Here is a 12,568-nt window from a genome sequence, read left to right as displayed (position 1 = left end):
CGGTACGCTGAGTGCTTCCGCGAATCCCCGGGGGCGCCATGACGGCACGTGCGGCAGGGTTCCGGGACGTCCTCGCGGTAGCGGAGTTCCGGGCCCTGTTCGGCGCCCAGCTGGTCTCCGTCACCGGCGACCAGCTCGCCCGCGTCGCGCTGTCGATCCTGGTCTACGACCGCACGAACTCGCCCGGCTGGGCCGCGCTGACCTACGCCCTGACGTTCCTGCCCGACCTCCTCGGCGGCCCGCTGCTGTCGGGCCTCGCCGACCGGTACCCGCCGCGGCGGGTGATGGTCGTCGCCGACGTCGTGCGCGCGGTCGCGGTGACGGCGATGGCGCTGCCCGGGCTGCCGTTGCCCGCCGTGGCCGCGCTGCTCGTCGGCGTCCAGCTGTTCAACCCGGTGTGGAACTCCGCGCGGGCCGCGCTGATGCCGCAGGTGCTGCCCGAAGAGACTTTTGTGCCCGGGATGGGGTTGCTGATGATCCTGGTGCAGGCCGGGCAGGTCGCCGGGTTCGCGCTCGGCGGGCTGCTCGTCGCCGGTCTCGGCACCGCCGGGGCGCTGCTGGCGGACGCGGTGAGCTTCGCGGCGTCGGCGGTGCTGCTGGCCTCGGGCGTGCGCCCGCGCCCGCCGCGCGCCGAGCCGGGGATCCGCTGGTGGCGGCACGTCCGGGCGGGCTGGACGGTCGTCGTCGGCGACCGCCGCCGGCTCGCGCTGGTGGCACTGGGGTGCGTGTCCGGCAGCTACATCGCAGGCGAGGCGATCGCGGCACCGTACGCGGCCGAACTGGGCGGCGGCGCGGTGGTGGTCGGGCTGCTGCTCGGGGCGTACGCGCTGGGCAACGTCGTGGGCATGGCCGCGCTGTCCCGCGTCCCGCCGGAGCGGCGCGCGCGGCTGCTCGGGCCGCTCGCGGTGCTGGCGTGCGCGGCCCTGCTGGGCTGCGCGCTGCGCCCGGACCTCGAGGCGACGCTCGCGTTGCTCACGCTGTCCGGGATCGCCAGTTCGTACAACCTCATCGCCAACACGACGTTCGTCCAGCTGACGCCGGAAGCCCAGCGCGCGCAGGCGTTCGGCTTCGCGTTGACGGCGTTGCGGGTCTCGCAGGGGCTGGGCGTGGTGCTCGCCGGGCTCGCGGCCGAGCGGGCGGCCCCGCACGGCGTCGTCGCCGCGGCCGGGGCCCTGGGCGTGCTAGCGGCGTTCGGCGCGGCCCGGCTCTGGCACCGGGCCCAGCCGGCCGCCGAGCCGTCCTGAGCCACCCAGCTGGTTTCCGGGCCACCCGGCCACGAGCCGGGCGGTCCGGACCCGGTGACCGGTCCCCAGCGGGTCCCGGTCACCGGGTTCGGTTCTCAGAACCGCGTCCAGTCGGTCGGGCGCTGACCGGTGCGGGTGGTCCAGTCCGTCGGGCACGCGGGCAGTGGTGCGACGTCGACGTCGGTGTCGGCATTGGCCCAGTCGGTCGGGATCTGGTGCGCGGTCCAGTCGGTCGGCAGTTCGCGCGCGGTCCAGTCGGTGGGCATCTGACGCGTGGTCCAGTCCGTCGGGATGGCGCGGGTCCAGTCGGTCGGCAGCTGCCGCGTCCAGTCGGTGGGCCGCTGCGCGCGACGGCGGGACGGGACGATGTTGGCGTTGGACAGGAAGTGCGACATGATTTCTCCTTGTGGTGTACGAATGTGGGGCGATCTTGTACGGTGCGTAATCGGACGGTAGCCCGACCAGCCTAATGACACACCGCATTCATTCGATTACAGTGACGATTCCGCGAAGAGTTCCGTCCTGGAAAGAGGGGCGTTCCGTGGGATTCTCCGGGTCCCAAGGGCGTAAGCCCAGCTCAGAACGTCCACGATCGGGTATCCGTACGTGGGCCATGTGGAAGCTGCCCACTCCGGTGTTCGGCTACGTCCTCGTGGTCGACGCACTGGCCCTGATCGCGATTCTGGCCACCGCCGGCCTCGTGCCGATCAGCGGGCAGGCCGTGCTCTGGTGTGGCCTCATCCTGGCCGGCGAGATCGTGCACCTCGAAGCGGCGCAACGCATCGAGCGCATCCGCGAGCTCGCCGCCGACGGCCGGCCGCACATGCACCTGCAGTCGATCTGGATCTTCGCCGGGCTCCTGCTGCTACCGCCGCCCCTGGCCACTCTGGTGATCGTGGTCAGTTACGCCCATTCGTGGGTCCGAGTCTACAAAAGGCGCGGCGTGGTTCACCGGAAAGTGTTCTCCGGCGCCACCGTGATCCTGGCCTGCGCCGCCGCGGGGGTGGTGCTGACCGTCGGCACGGGCGGGCACGTGGCACCCTACGTCCCCTACCTCGACGGTTTCGGCGGGATGACCGCCCTGCTCGCGTCCGGGATCGTCTACTTCGGACTCAACTACGTGCTGGTCATCCTGGCGATCGTGATGAGCAACCCGGGCAAGCCGCCGCGGCAGGCGTTCGGCAACCCCTCCGACGTGCTGATCGTGCTCGCCGCGGTCGGCGTCGGCTGCGGTATCGCGCTGGTCATGACGGTCCGGCCGTGGCTGCTGCCGGTGCTCATGGTGACGCCGGTGGCGCTGCACATCGGCCTGCTGCTGCCGCAGTTCCAGGCCGCCGCGCGCACCGATTCGAAGACTTCGCTGCTGGCCCCGGAGTTCTGGGTGCAGCTGGCCCGCAACGAACTGGCGCGCGCGGCCGAGCTGTCGTCGACCGCGGGCGTGCTGATGATCGACATCGACCACTTCAAGGCCATCGACGACGGCAACGGCCACCTGGCCGGCGACGAGGTGCTGCGCGCGATCGCGGCGGTCGTCCAGAACTCGGTGCGGGGCGGCGACTACGTCGGGCGTTTCGGCGGCGACGAGTTCGTGGTCCTGCTCCCGGGCACGACGAGCACGGAGATCGTCACCGTCGCCGACCGCATCCGCGCGGCGATCGCGCGGATCGAGGTGAAGGTCCCGGTGGTCCGCCCGGGCAAGCCCGAGGTGATCACCGGCCTGACCGCGTCGATCGGCGCGGCGGTGTACCCGGAGACGGCCACGGACTACACGATCCTGCTGCAGGCGGCCGACGACGCGGTGTTCGCGGCGAAGGAAGCCGGCCGCGACCAGGTGGTCCTCGCCGAGACCCGTTCCGAGCTGTCCCGGCCCGAAGTCCCCGACACGCTCTGAGCGCGGCCCGAAAACCGGTGGAACGGCGCCCACTACCGTGCCGGGTGACCGAGTCGTCCAGGCGAGGACGTGCCGTTGTACATCCGTCGAGAGTTCCCGAGCGCTGATCTCCCAGCGCGTCGCGTTTTCCGCGCCGCGCTCCTTTGCTGCGGACTTCTCACCGGAACGGTGTCCTTCTCATGCCCGAAAACCGGGCCGTCGTGCCCACCCGCCTGCTCCTCGTCCGGCGACCTTGCCACGCGTGCGCGTCCGAACGTGAAGCTCACGTTCCCGGAGCGGGTGAACGTGCGTTCCGTACGGCCCGATCTGCTGGATCGGCTGCACGGCAACGACTCCGGCCTGACCGCCGAGCCGCTCCGGGATCCGCTCGTGCAGCACCGCAACCGCATCACCCTCGACGGGGACGGCGCGTAGCGGCTCGACACCGGCGGAGCCGATCTCCGGAACCGGGAGGTGCTCGACGTCGAAGTCCGGTTCGCGGCGCGGATCCCGGTCCGGCCGGTGCGGCTGATCGCCGAAGGGTGCGCTCTTTCCCGGGCGGAGGTCGAACGCCTGATCATGGAAGGCCAGGTCGTTTCCGCGGTCCGGTTGAGCGGCAAGCTCTCCGGCGGCTTCTGCTTCACGCTCAAGCGCTGACCCCTCTCGGGCCTGTCCGATGTGGACAGGCCCGAGGGCGGCTTCCGGGTCAGGGCAGCGTGGCCAGGGACTCCGCGAGAACGGCGTCGGACAGCTCGTTGTCGACCATGTCCCCGGCGAGGTACGCGGCGTAGGCCGGCAGGTCGAGGTGCGCGTGGCCGCACAACGCCGTGAGGATCACCTTCTCCTCGCCGGTTTCCTTGCACCGCAACGCCTCCTGGATGCACGCGGCGAGTGCGTGGGTCGGCTCCGGCGCCGGGATGATGCCCTCGGAACGGGCGAAGCGCACGCCCGCGGCGAAGCACTCCTGCTGCCCGATCGCGATCGCCTCGATCAGGCCGAGCTCGTAGATGTGCGAGATCAGCGGCGACATCCCGTGGTAGCGCAGGCCGCCCGCGTGGATCGGGTCCGGGATGAAGTCGTGGCCGAGGGTGTGCATCTTGAGCAGCGGCGTCAGGCCGGCGGTGTCGCCGAAGTCGTAGGCGTACTTCCCGCGGGTCAGCGTCGGGCACGCGGCCGGCTCGACCGCGCGGATCACCGGGTCCATCCGGCCGGCCAGCTTCTCCCGCAGGAACGGGAACGCCAGCCCGCCGAAGTTCGAGCCGCCACCGGTGCAGCCGACCAGCAGGTCGGGGGTGTCACCGGCCAGCCGGAACTGCCGCAGCGCTTCTTCGCCGATGATCGTCTGGTGCAGCAGCACGTGGTTGAGGACGCTGCCCAGCGCGTACCGCGTGTCCGGGTCCTGCGCCGCCTGCTCGACGGCCTCGCTGATCGCGATGCCGAGGCTGCCGGTCGAGTCGGGGTGCTGCTCGAGGACGGCCCGGCCGGACTCGGTCAGCTCGGACGGGCTCGGGTGGACCGTCGCGCCGAACGTCTCCATCATCAGCTTGCGGTAGGGCTTCTGGTCGTAGGACGCCCGGACCTGCCAGACCTCGCATTCGAGCCCGAACTGCGCGCAGGCGAAGGCGAGCGCGCTGCCCCACTGGCCGGCGCCGGTCTCGGTGGTCAGCCGGGCGACGCCCTCCCGCGCGTTGTAGAACGCCTGCGGCACCGCGGTGTTCGGCTTGTGGGAGCCGACCGGGCTGACCCCCTCGTACTTGTAGTAGATCCGCGCCGGCGTCCCGAGTGCCTTCTCGAGCCGGCGCGCGCGGAACAGCGGCGACGGCCGCCAGAGCCGGTAGACCTCGAGCACCTCTTCGGGAATGTCGATATAGCGCTCCGCCGTCACCTCCTGCTCGATGAGCGCCTGGGGGAACAGCGGCGCGAGATCGGCCGGCCCGACCGGCTCGCGGGTCCCGGGGTGCAGGGGCGGAGGCGGCGGCTCGGGCAGATCGGGGATGACGTTGTACCACTGGGTCGGCAGATCGTTTTCGTCCAGGATGTACTTGGTGCGTTCGGCCATCACGCCTCCTACGTCGGCTCCCCGGTCGAACTTAGGACGCGTCCGCTGCCGAAGCCAGTCGTGCTCACTACGGTGGTCGTCATGAACGGTCTTTCCCGCCCCGACGCGCCGCTGTGGCGGCCCCCTTCCGGCCGCGGCCCGGGCCTGGTCCTGATCCAGGAGATCTTCGGCCTGGACGACTACCTCCGGTCGGTGGCGGCGGACCTGGCCGGCCGGGGGTACGTGGTGGCGGTCCCGGAGCTGTTCTGGCGGACCTCCCCAGGCTGGTCGTCGGCCCACGACGAAGCCGGCGTCGCGGCGTCGATGCAGGTCGCGTCCACTTTCGACCCGGAGCTGGGCCTCTCGGACGTCCTGGCGACCCTCGCCCGCCTCCGCGCCCTGCCGGAGGTCACGGGCGGCGCCGGCGTGCTGGGCTTCTGCCTCGGCGGCTCGCTGGCCTACGCGGCGGCGGCCGCGGGCGACCCGGACGTGGCGGTGTCGTTCTACGGCTCGACGGTGCCGTCCGAGCTGGCGGAGCTGCCGAAGATCACCTGCCCCGTCCAGTTCCACTTCGGCGGGCAGGACCCGTTCATCCCGCGGCCGGACGTGGCCTCGGTGGAGGCCGCGGTGGCCTCGCACCCGGGCGCGGAGATCCACGTGCAGGAGGAAGCCGGGCACGCGTTCCACAACCACGTGGCCCCGATGTTCCACCACCCCGAGGCGGCGGCGCGGGCGTGGGACCTGACGACGGAGTTCCTGCGGCGGACCCTGCCGAGCTGAGCCGGTTCGCCCGCCGGCGCCTACGCTGGGCCGGCCGTCGGTGGCAGGTCACCGGCCCGACACGCACCCGGAGGTTTCACCATGCCCCACGCCGTGGACTTCGCCACCGTATCGACGGCCGGCCTGGAGTCGTCGCCGGTCGCCGATGCCCTCGCCGGCCTGCGGGCGAACGAGGCCCGGTACTTCAAGAACAAGTACGACCACGTCTTCACGGTCGAGCCCGCGAGCGACGCCGCGTCGGTGGTCGACTGGGTGAGCCGGATCCTCGAGGAGGAACGCGGCATCGTCATCGCGTCCCGCCCGCTCGAGGCGACCGCGTTCCAGGTCGAGAACATCCGCATGGCCTACGTCTTCTACGAGAGCGGCCTGTCGATCAACGTGATGTACACGATCGACGACAACGGCAAACGCGCGGTCGGGTTCAAGCTCTCCGACGGGATGGACGTCCCCGAGGAACTCGGCGCGTTCAAGTTCGCCCGCCAGAAGTCGAAACTGGCCGGCACCATCCGCGGCTCCTACTTCGTCGTCAAGAAGGAGTACTGACCCGGCCGCGCCGGGCGGTGTTCGCGATGAGGATGGCCACCAGGTCGGCCAGCGCGAGTGCGTCTTCGGGGTCGTCGGCCCGGCGCGGGAGGCTGCGAACGGGCGCCACCTGATCGAGCGCGATCCCCGACCTCGCCAGGAGAAAAGTGAGCGCCAGGAAGGCGGAGCGGGCGTTGCCGTCGTCAAACGGGTGGAAGAAGCAGACGTCGAGGTAGAGCCGTGCGGCGCGGGCGGGAAGAGGCAGCTCCGGGTCGTGGGCCTGCGCCAGGCACCGTCCGAACCGGTCGCGCAGCCCGGGCCCGGCGCCGTAGCGTTCACGGCCGCCCTTGGCGAAAGCCGGTCGAGACCGGAACGGCGCCTCGGCGACGTCCAGGACACACCGCTGCCAGGCGCCGAGCACCTCGAAGCCCAGCACCGCGCCGGATTCGGCGTCGGCTCGTGCCCGAGCGAGGGCGGCGAGCAGCCGCGCGGCCCGGACCGGGTCGCGGCGGTGGTCCCGGGTGCGGATGTCGTGGGCCGGCCCGTCGCGTAGCGGGATGATCGCCTGAGCCTCCGGTGGAGTGCGGCGGACCCGGTGCCACGGCGTGGCGTCGCGGACGTCCAGCCACACCCGCAAGTGGTCGGGAGCGGTCATCCCCGGCTCTCGGGCGGGGACGACACCGCGAGCCGTCCGGCGACTTCGTCCACGAGGCCGGTGTCCGGCGCGGTCCAGCTCTCGAAGTCGCCGGAGACCGCGCGTTCGACCTCGGCCTCCGCGGTCTCGGCGGTCACACCCCAGCGGGTCAGGAACCAGGTGAGCACCTGCTTGCAGTGCAGGTACCAGGCGTCTCCGGCGCCGGTCCGCTCGACGACGGCGGTGACCAGGTCGGTGGTGGCGCGTTCCGGGACCCGTCGGCGTTCTTCGGCCGGGACGGCGTCCGGCGGGTACCGGTCGAACCGCCCGGCCAGCTCCTCCAGCCAGCCCCGCCACTCGCAGAGCGCGGCCGCGACGCGTTCCAGCGTGGCGGCCGGGGTGGTGATCGAGTCGCGGGGGCAGCACCAGGCGGCGACCGGCCCGCCGCCGATGTCCCCCTCGTCGTGCGCCCACCGCCAGCCCGCGGCCCACCGCCCGAAGCGGCCGGTCATGGCCCGGGTCAGCTCGTCCGCCCAGGCGGCGCCTTCGGTTCCGGACCAGGCGATCACGTCGGGATCGGCGGCCGCCCCGACCGGCCGGGCGGGTACGCGAGCGGCGGGAGCGAGGGCGCTGATCACGCCGAGCGCGGACGCGGCGTCGAACGGGTGGTGCCGGGGATCCACGTCACCCCAGGACAAGTCGGACGGCACGACGAGGTCGATCATCACCGGAGCATGGCACGACCGTGCCCCGGGCCGGGCTCACAGGGTCGGTGTCATCCCGCCGTCGATGACGATGTCCGTGCCGGTCACGTTCGCCGCTCGGCCGCCCGCCAGCAGCAGCACCAGGTCGGCGACCTCCTCCGGCTGCGTGAACCGGCCCGTCACCGCGTCCCCCGCCGCCTGCTTCGCGACCGCGTCCGGATCCAGGCTGTTCGCGCGGCCGACCGTCGCCGCGACACCGCCGTCGCCCAGCCACAGTCCGGTGCTGACCGGGCCGGGGCTGATCGTGTTGACGCGGATCCCCTGTGGTCCCAGCTCTTTCGACAGCGATTTGCAGAAGTTGAGCAACGCCGCCTTGGCCGCGCTGTAGTCGATGACGAGCGGGTCCGGCAGCGTCGCGTTGACCGACGCGATCGTGACGATGCTGCCCGCACCCCGGTCGAGCAGGTGCGGGACGGCGGCGCGGGTGGTGCGGACCGCGGCGAGGAAGTTGATCGTCAGCGCCGTGAGCCAGTCGTCGTCGGTGACCGACAGGAAACCGCCGGTGCGCGGGGTGACCCCGCCGACGTTGTTGACCAGGATGTCCAGCCCGCCGAACGCGCTGATCGCGGCGTCGACCAGCTTCGCGGGTCCGTCCGGGGCGGCGAGGTCGCCCTGGACCGGCCGGACGGAGGTGAGCTCGGCCAGTTCGGGCGTGACCGTGCGGGCGCCGGCCACGACGTGGACACCCTCGGCGGCCAGCGCGCGGGTGACGGCCAGCCCGATGCCCTTGCTGGCTCCGGTGACGACGGCGATCTTGCCGGACAGGTTCAGGTCCACGGTGACGCTCTCCTCGGGCCGGGGTCCGGGCAACAGGCGTCACAGTACGCGCGGCCCGGCCCCGAACCGATCAGGAATCGAGAAGCCCTGGTCACGGGGTCGCGCCTAGCGTTACCGCCATGACCTCCATCAGCAACATCACCCTCGAAGTGGCCGACACCGCGGCCGCCGAACGCTTCTACACCGCCGCCTTCGGGCTGGGCGACCGCCTTCGCCTGCGGGCCTCCGAGGCGCCCAGCACCGGCTTCCGCGGGTTCACCCTGTCGCTCATCGTGTCCCAGCCGGCCGACGTCGACGCCCTGATCGACGCCGCCCTCGAAGCCGGCGCGACGAGCCTCAAGCCCACCGCGAAGTCGATGTGGGGCTACGGCGGCGTCGTCCGGGCCCCGGACGGCACCATCTGGAAGGTCGCGACCTCCGCGAAGAAGGACACCGGCCCCGCCACCAAGCAGGTCGACGACGTCGCGCTCCTGCTCGGCGTCAGCGACATCGTGGCGAGCAAGAAGTTCTACGCCGACCACGGCCTGACCGTCGGGAAGAGCTTCGGCCGGATGTACGTCGAGTTCGCCACGACCGGCGTCAAGCTGGGGCTCTACCGGCGCAAGGCCCTCGCCAAGGACGCCGGAGTCGCGCCCGAGGGCGCGGGCTCGCACCGGATCGCCGTGGTCGGCGGCGTCGCGCCGCTCACCGACCCGGACGGCTTCACCTGGGAAGCCGCCGCACTGGTTCCCCAGTCCTGATGTGCCACCACTACCTGCTCGCCCTGCTCGCCGAGCAGCACCAGGACGACGCCGTCGAGGCACCGCCGGCCGGCGACGAAGTCCCGGCGCCCGGGGAGAGCCTCGATCCTCAACCCTGCGGGTAGAAGAGGAACAGCGTGCAGCCGGTGGCCGTCGCGGGCACGTGCCACGAGCCGGCCGGCGCGTGCAGGAACGTCCCGGCCGGGTAGTCGCGGGCGCCGTCGTCGAACGTGCCCGCGACGACGTAGACCTCCTCCGGGCCGGGCTCGTGGACGTCGCGGCGCGGCCACGACGTGCCCGGGTCCATCTCCAGCACCCCGGCGTGCGCGCCGCCCGCGTCCGTCCACAACGGACGGTGCCGGATGCCGGGGAACAGCTCCCGGATCGGGGCTTGCTCGACGGAGACTGCGGTGTAGCCCGGCTGGGCGAGGATCTCGGGGTGCATGTCCCCCACCGTGCCGCGCCCGGGCCGGGCGGGGACAGTGTCGACAAAGACACCCTGGGGTACTTTCCTGCCATGCATCGTGTGGTGGCCCTGGTGCGGCCGGTGCAGTCGACGTTCGAGCTCGGCTGCGCCGCCGAGGTCTTCGGCACGCGCCGGGCCGGCGTGCCGCAGCACTACGAGTTCGACGTCTGCGCCGAGACACCCGGCCCGGTGCCGACGACGGCCGGGTACACGATGTCCGTGCCGCTGGGTCTCTCGGCGCTCGCGGCCGCGGACACCGTGCTCATCCCGGGCTGGGCGCCGGTCGAAGCGCCGCTGCCCGCCCGCGTGCGCCGCGCGCTGCTGCGGGCCCACGCCCGGGGCGCGCGGCTCGTCACCATCTGCTCCGGCGTGTTCGCGCTGGCCCGCACCGGGCTGCTGGACGGCCGTTCGGCCACGACGCACTGGCAGCGCGCCGCCCAGCTGCAGCAGGAGTTCCCCGACGTGCGCGTCGAGCCCGACGCGCTCTACGTCGACCACGGCGACGTCGCGACGAGCGCCGGCGCGGGCGCCGGGATCGACCTGTGCCTGCACCTCGTCCGGCAGGACCACGGGGCCGCGCACGCGGCGCTCGTCGCGCGGCACATGGTGATGCCGCCACACCGTGACGGCGGGCAGGCACAGTACGCGCCGCCGGTACCCGCGGAGGACGCGCTGGACGGCCTCCTCGCATGGGCCGGCGCGCGCCTCGGGACGTCCTTGTCCGTGGGCGACCTGGCCGCGCACCTGAGCGTCTCGCCGCGCACGCTCGCGCGGCGCTTCGCCGAGCGGCTGGGCACGAGCCCCGGCGCCTGGCTGCTGTCGCGCCGGGTCGCCGAGGCCCGCACCCTGCTCGAAGAGACCGACCTGCCGGTGGACGCGGTCGCGGCGCGCGTCGGCCTCGCCTCCGCGGTCAACCTCCGCCGCCGCTTCCGCGCCCAGGTCGGCACCACCCCGGGTGCCTACCGGCGGGCGTTCAGCTCCGGTAGCGGAACAGGATCCGGCCGCGGCTGAGGTCGTACGGGCTCAGCTCCACGAGCACCCGGTCGTAGGGCAGGATCTTGATGTAGTTCCGCCGGATCTTCCCGCTGATGTGCGCGAGCACCTTGTGCCCGTTTTCCAGCTCGACCCGGAACGTGGCGTTGCGCAGGCACTCCACGACCGTGCCCTCGATTTCGATGCTGCCGGTCTTCGCCATCACCGGATCACCAGCTCGAGGTTGCTGCTCGCCCGCCGGGCGCCGGCGCCTTCGAACAACGCCGTGGCCGCCGTGTTGGCTTCGTTGACCTCCGCCGACGCCGTTTCGACGCCGGAGCGGTGCAGCGCACCCAGCGCGTACGCGAGCAGGGCCCGCGCGACGCCCCGGCGTCGCAGGTCGGCGCGGACGGCGATCAGCCCGATCCGCGGCTGCCGGAGCGGCACCACCCGGACCAGGCCCACGTAGTCGCCGGCCCGCGCGGCCACCGCGTACCTCGACGGGTCCAGCGCGGACCGCACCTCGGCGGGCATCTCCTGCCAGCCGACGGTGGCCTCGACCTCGTCGCGGATCACGCGATCCAGCTCCCTCAACGGCTTTTCCTCCGCCTCGCCGACTCCGATCATCGTCACGCCGGACGGCGCCGGCCCCGGGCCGGCTTCGGTGGGGACGACGTACTCCCATTCGCGACGGCGGATGGAGAAGCCGGCGCGCAGCCAGTCGGTGGTGAGGTCGAGGTCGGCCTCGTCGACGACGGTGTGGAGCGGCCTCGGCAGATCGCGCAGCATGGTCTCGGCGAGGTGGTCGAATACCGCGCCGTGCCAGGCATCGACGCTGAGGAAGACCCGCCCATCCGGCCGTCGCGACGCTTCGCCGCGGCCGACGACCAGGTCGTCTTCCAAGGCGTGCCAGTGGCGTTCCGCGACCCGGGTGATGACCGTTTTCTCGTGCGTGTCCGAAGGGTTCATCGGCCACCGCCGAGGTGCCGGGCGAAGAACCGGACCGCGCTGTCGGCCTCGAACCGCGGCAGCTCCTTGTGCGCGCCCGCGTTGGCGTGCAACGTTTTCTCCTTCGACGCGAAGGCGTCGAACAACGCGAGACCGGCTTCGCGCGGGATGTGCTCGTCGTCCCACTGGAGCGCGAACTCGATCGGGATCGTGATGCGCTTCGCCGTCTCCGCCAGGGGTTCCGGCCAGAACAGCCCGAAAACCGCGGCGGCGATCCGGGGTTCGGCCGCCGTCAGCGGCACCCCGATCGCGGTGCCCATGTTGAGGCCGAAGTAGCCGGCCGGACCGTCGAAGCCGGCCTCCTGGAGCGCGTCGAGCGTCGCCCGCCACTCCGGGACGGCCTGCTCCGCCAGGTGCGCGTTGTACCGGACGACGATCGGGCCGACGGGCTCACCGGAGGCCATCGCGCGCTGCATGACGGCGATCTCCCGCTCGTCGTGAGCCGTCCGCGGCCGGTCACCGTGACCGGGCGCGTCGAGAACGGCGACGGCGAACCCACAGCCGGCCACGATCCGCCCGGCCCGGCCCGCCATGGCTGGGGCTTTCTTGTGGGTACCGCCGCCGTGGCCCATCAGGACCAGGGGAAGGTGCTCGCCACCCGCGGCGGGTGACCAGAGTACACCGGGGACATCGCCCACGGTGAAGTCGCGCTCGAGGACGCCGTCAGACGTCGTTTCCGAAGTGAAGTGCATGAGTGGTGCCTTTCGGGAGTGTCAGGACGCTCCCGGCGGCACCTACGCCGACCACCCGGCC

Annotated in this window: 16 protein-coding genes and 1 pseudogene; 8 read left to right on the top strand and 9 right to left on the bottom strand. The window is 72.4% G+C overall.

All coding sequences use genetic code 11. The features are described 5' to 3' along the window. The first annotated feature begins 38 nt into the window (after positions 1-38). A complete protein-coding gene (locus OG494_RS47835; protein WP_328450445.1) occupies positions 39-1,244 on the top strand; it encodes an MFS transporter in 1,206 nt (401 codons plus the stop codon). 95 nt (positions 1,245-1,339) lie between these two features. On the opposite strand, the gene OG494_RS47830 is transcribed toward OG494_RS47835, so the two are convergent. Then, positions 1,340-1,639, bottom strand: a complete 300-nt coding sequence (locus OG494_RS47830; protein ID WP_247055794.1) for a hypothetical protein — start codon at positions 1,637-1,639, stop codon at positions 1,340-1,342. Between the two features lie 218 nt (positions 1,640-1,857). Here OG494_RS47830 and OG494_RS47825 point away from each other — a divergent pair, with 218 nt between their 5' ends. Further along, positions 1,858-3,135: a sensor domain-containing diguanylate cyclase gene (locus OG494_RS47825; protein WP_328450443.1), complete on the top strand. Its 1,278-nt coding sequence runs from the start codon at positions 1,858-1,860 to the stop codon at positions 3,133-3,135. Between the two features lie 69 nt (positions 3,136-3,204). Beyond that, positions 3,205-3,771 (top strand): annotated as a pseudogene (locus tag OG494_RS47820) (DUF1062 domain-containing protein). A 49-nt stretch (positions 3,772-3,820) separates the two neighbouring features. On the opposite strand, the gene OG494_RS47815 reads toward OG494_RS47820, so the two are convergent. After that, the gene (locus OG494_RS47815; protein WP_328450441.1) at positions 3,821-5,173 is read right to left on the bottom strand and encodes a TrpB-like pyridoxal phosphate-dependent enzyme; all 1,353 of its coding nucleotides are present in this window, start codon (positions 5,171-5,173) and stop codon (positions 3,821-3,823) included. 81 nt (positions 5,174-5,254) lie between these two features. Here OG494_RS47815 and OG494_RS47810 point away from each other — a divergent pair, with 81 nt between their 5' ends. Both OG494_RS47810 and OG494_RS47805 read left to right on the top strand, forming a co-directional pair. Continuing rightward, positions 5,255-5,932, top strand: coding sequence for a dienelactone hydrolase family protein (locus tag OG494_RS47810; protein ID WP_328450439.1), 678 nt, complete (start codon positions 5,255-5,257; stop codon positions 5,930-5,932). Positions 5,933-6,013: 81 nt separating this feature from the next. After that, positions 6,014-6,475, top strand: coding sequence for a phage tail protein (locus OG494_RS47805; RefSeq protein ID WP_328450437.1), 462 nt, complete (start codon positions 6,014-6,016; stop codon positions 6,473-6,475). Here OG494_RS47805 and OG494_RS47800 read toward each other — a convergent pair. Genes OG494_RS47800 through OG494_RS47790 form a run of 3 tightly spaced genes read right to left on the bottom strand, consistent with a single transcriptional unit; the run spans position 6,459 to position 8,662 of the window. Next, the gene (locus OG494_RS47800; protein ID WP_328450435.1) at positions 6,459-7,109 is read right to left on the bottom strand and encodes a Fic family protein; all 651 of its coding nucleotides are present in this window, start codon (positions 7,107-7,109) and stop codon (positions 6,459-6,461) included. The genes OG494_RS47805 and OG494_RS47800 overlap by 17 nt on opposite strands. After that, positions 7,106-7,813: a hypothetical protein gene (locus OG494_RS47795; protein WP_328450433.1), complete on the bottom strand. Its 708-nt coding sequence runs from the start codon at positions 7,811-7,813 to the stop codon at positions 7,106-7,108. The genes OG494_RS47800 and OG494_RS47795 overlap by 4 nt, the downstream gene beginning before the upstream one ends. Before the next feature lie 36 nt (positions 7,814-7,849). Continuing rightward, the gene (locus OG494_RS47790; protein ID WP_328450431.1) at positions 7,850-8,662 is read right to left on the bottom strand and encodes an oxidoreductase; all 813 of its coding nucleotides are present in this window, start codon (positions 8,660-8,662) and stop codon (positions 7,850-7,852) included. Positions 8,663-8,748: 86 nt separating this feature from the next. Here OG494_RS47790 and OG494_RS47785 point away from each other — a divergent pair, with 86 nt between their 5' ends. After that, positions 8,749-9,369 (top strand): glyoxalase, encoded by a 621-nt coding sequence (locus OG494_RS47785; protein ID WP_328450429.1) that lies wholly within the window; start codon positions 8,749-8,751, stop codon positions 9,367-9,369. Then, positions 9,369-9,494 carry a hypothetical protein gene (locus OG494_RS47780; RefSeq protein ID WP_328450427.1) on the top strand — a complete coding sequence of 42 codons (126 nt, stop codon included), beginning with the start codon at positions 9,369-9,371 and terminating at the stop codon, positions 9,492-9,494. Before OG494_RS47785 ends, OG494_RS47780 begins: the two co-directional genes overlap by 1 nt. On the opposite strand, the gene OG494_RS47775 is transcribed toward OG494_RS47780, so the two are convergent. Next, complete coding sequence (locus tag OG494_RS47775) at positions 9,479-9,814, bottom strand: cupin domain-containing protein (protein ID WP_328450425.1); 336 nt, start codon at positions 9,812-9,814, stop codon at positions 9,479-9,481. The genes OG494_RS47780 and OG494_RS47775 overlap by 16 nt on opposite strands. A gap of 72 nt (positions 9,815-9,886) precedes the next feature. Here OG494_RS47775 and OG494_RS47770 point away from each other — a divergent pair, with 72 nt between their 5' ends. Beyond that, the gene (locus OG494_RS47770) at positions 9,887-10,846 is read left to right on the top strand and encodes a GlxA family transcriptional regulator (RefSeq protein WP_328450423.1); all 960 of its coding nucleotides are present in this window, start codon (positions 9,887-9,889) and stop codon (positions 10,844-10,846) included. Here the strand turns inward: OG494_RS47770 and infA are convergent. Genes infA through OG494_RS47755 form a run of 3 tightly spaced genes read right to left on the bottom strand, consistent with a single transcriptional unit; the run spans position 10,809 to position 12,507 of the window. Further along, positions 10,809-11,030, bottom strand: coding sequence for a translation initiation factor IF-1 (gene infA, locus OG494_RS47765; RefSeq protein ID WP_305879353.1), 222 nt, complete (start codon positions 11,028-11,030; stop codon positions 10,809-10,811). The two genes, OG494_RS47770 and infA, sit on opposite strands and share 38 nt — an antisense overlap. After that, the gene (locus OG494_RS47760) at positions 11,030-11,776 is read right to left on the bottom strand and encodes a GNAT family N-acetyltransferase (RefSeq protein ID WP_328450421.1); all 747 of its coding nucleotides are present in this window, start codon (positions 11,774-11,776) and stop codon (positions 11,030-11,032) included. The genes infA and OG494_RS47760 overlap by 1 nt, the downstream gene beginning before the upstream one ends. Beyond that, the gene (locus OG494_RS47755) at positions 11,773-12,507 is read right to left on the bottom strand and encodes an alpha/beta hydrolase (RefSeq protein ID WP_328450419.1); all 735 of its coding nucleotides are present in this window, start codon (positions 12,505-12,507) and stop codon (positions 11,773-11,775) included. The genes OG494_RS47760 and OG494_RS47755 overlap by 4 nt, the downstream gene beginning before the upstream one ends. Positions 12,508-12,568 lie beyond the last annotated feature (61 nt).

The sequence above is a fragment of the Amycolatopsis sp. NBC_00438 genome, from assembly GCF_036026695.1.
In the GTDB taxonomy this organism is placed as follows: Bacteria; Actinomycetota; Actinomycetes; order Mycobacteriales; family Pseudonocardiaceae; genus Amycolatopsis.
The sequence above is the reverse complement of the archived record's forward strand: the minus strand, read 5'-3'. Positions and strand labels throughout refer to the sequence as shown.

What these genes read in the sequence shown, in the direction of transcription:
- OG494_RS47835 (WP_328450445.1), top strand. Translation starts at nt 39, where the DNA reads ATGACGGCACGTGCGGCAGGGTTCCGGGACGTCCTCGCGGTAGCGGAG.
- OG494_RS47830 (WP_247055794.1), bottom strand. Translation starts at nt 1,639, where the DNA reads ATGTCGCACTTCCTGTCCAACGCCAACATCGTCCCGTCCCGCCGTCGC.
- OG494_RS47825 (WP_328450443.1), top strand. Translation starts at nt 1,858, where the DNA reads ATGTGGAAGCTGCCCACTCCGGTGTTCGGCTACGTCCTCGTGGTCGAC.
- OG494_RS47815 (WP_328450441.1), bottom strand. Translation starts at nt 5,173, where the DNA reads ATGGCCGAACGCACCAAGTACATCCTGGACGAAAACGATCTGCCGACC.
- OG494_RS47810 (WP_328450439.1), top strand. Translation starts at nt 5,255, where the DNA reads ATGAACGGTCTTTCCCGCCCCGACGCGCCGCTGTGGCGGCCCCCTTCC.
- OG494_RS47805 (WP_328450437.1), top strand. Translation starts at nt 6,014, where the DNA reads ATGCCCCACGCCGTGGACTTCGCCACCGTATCGACGGCCGGCCTGGAG.
- OG494_RS47800 (WP_328450435.1), bottom strand. Translation starts at nt 7,109, where the DNA reads ATGACCGCTCCCGACCACTTGCGGGTGTGGCTGGACGTCCGCGACGCC.
- OG494_RS47795 (WP_328450433.1), bottom strand. Translation starts at nt 7,813, where the DNA reads ATGATCGACCTCGTCGTGCCGTCCGACTTGTCCTGGGGTGACGTGGAT.
- OG494_RS47785 (WP_328450429.1), top strand. Translation starts at nt 8,749, where the DNA reads ATGACCTCCATCAGCAACATCACCCTCGAAGTGGCCGACACCGCGGCC.
- OG494_RS47780 (WP_328450427.1), top strand. Translation starts at nt 9,369, where the DNA reads ATGTGCCACCACTACCTGCTCGCCCTGCTCGCCGAGCAGCACCAGGAC.
- OG494_RS47775 (WP_328450425.1), bottom strand. Translation starts at nt 9,814, where the DNA reads ATGCACCCCGAGATCCTCGCCCAGCCGGGCTACACCGCAGTCTCCGTC.
- OG494_RS47770 (WP_328450423.1), top strand. Translation starts at nt 9,887, where the DNA reads ATGCATCGTGTGGTGGCCCTGGTGCGGCCGGTGCAGTCGACGTTCGAG.
- infA (WP_305879353.1), bottom strand. Translation starts at nt 11,030, where the DNA reads ATGGCGAAGACCGGCAGCATCGAAATCGAGGGCACGGTCGTGGAGTGC.
- OG494_RS47760 (WP_328450421.1), bottom strand. Translation starts at nt 11,776, where the DNA reads ATGAACCCTTCGGACACGCACGAGAAAACGGTCATCACCCGGGTCGCG.
- OG494_RS47755 (WP_328450419.1), bottom strand. Translation starts at nt 12,507, where the DNA reads ATGCACTTCACTTCGGAAACGACGTCTGACGGCGTCCTCGAGCGCGAC.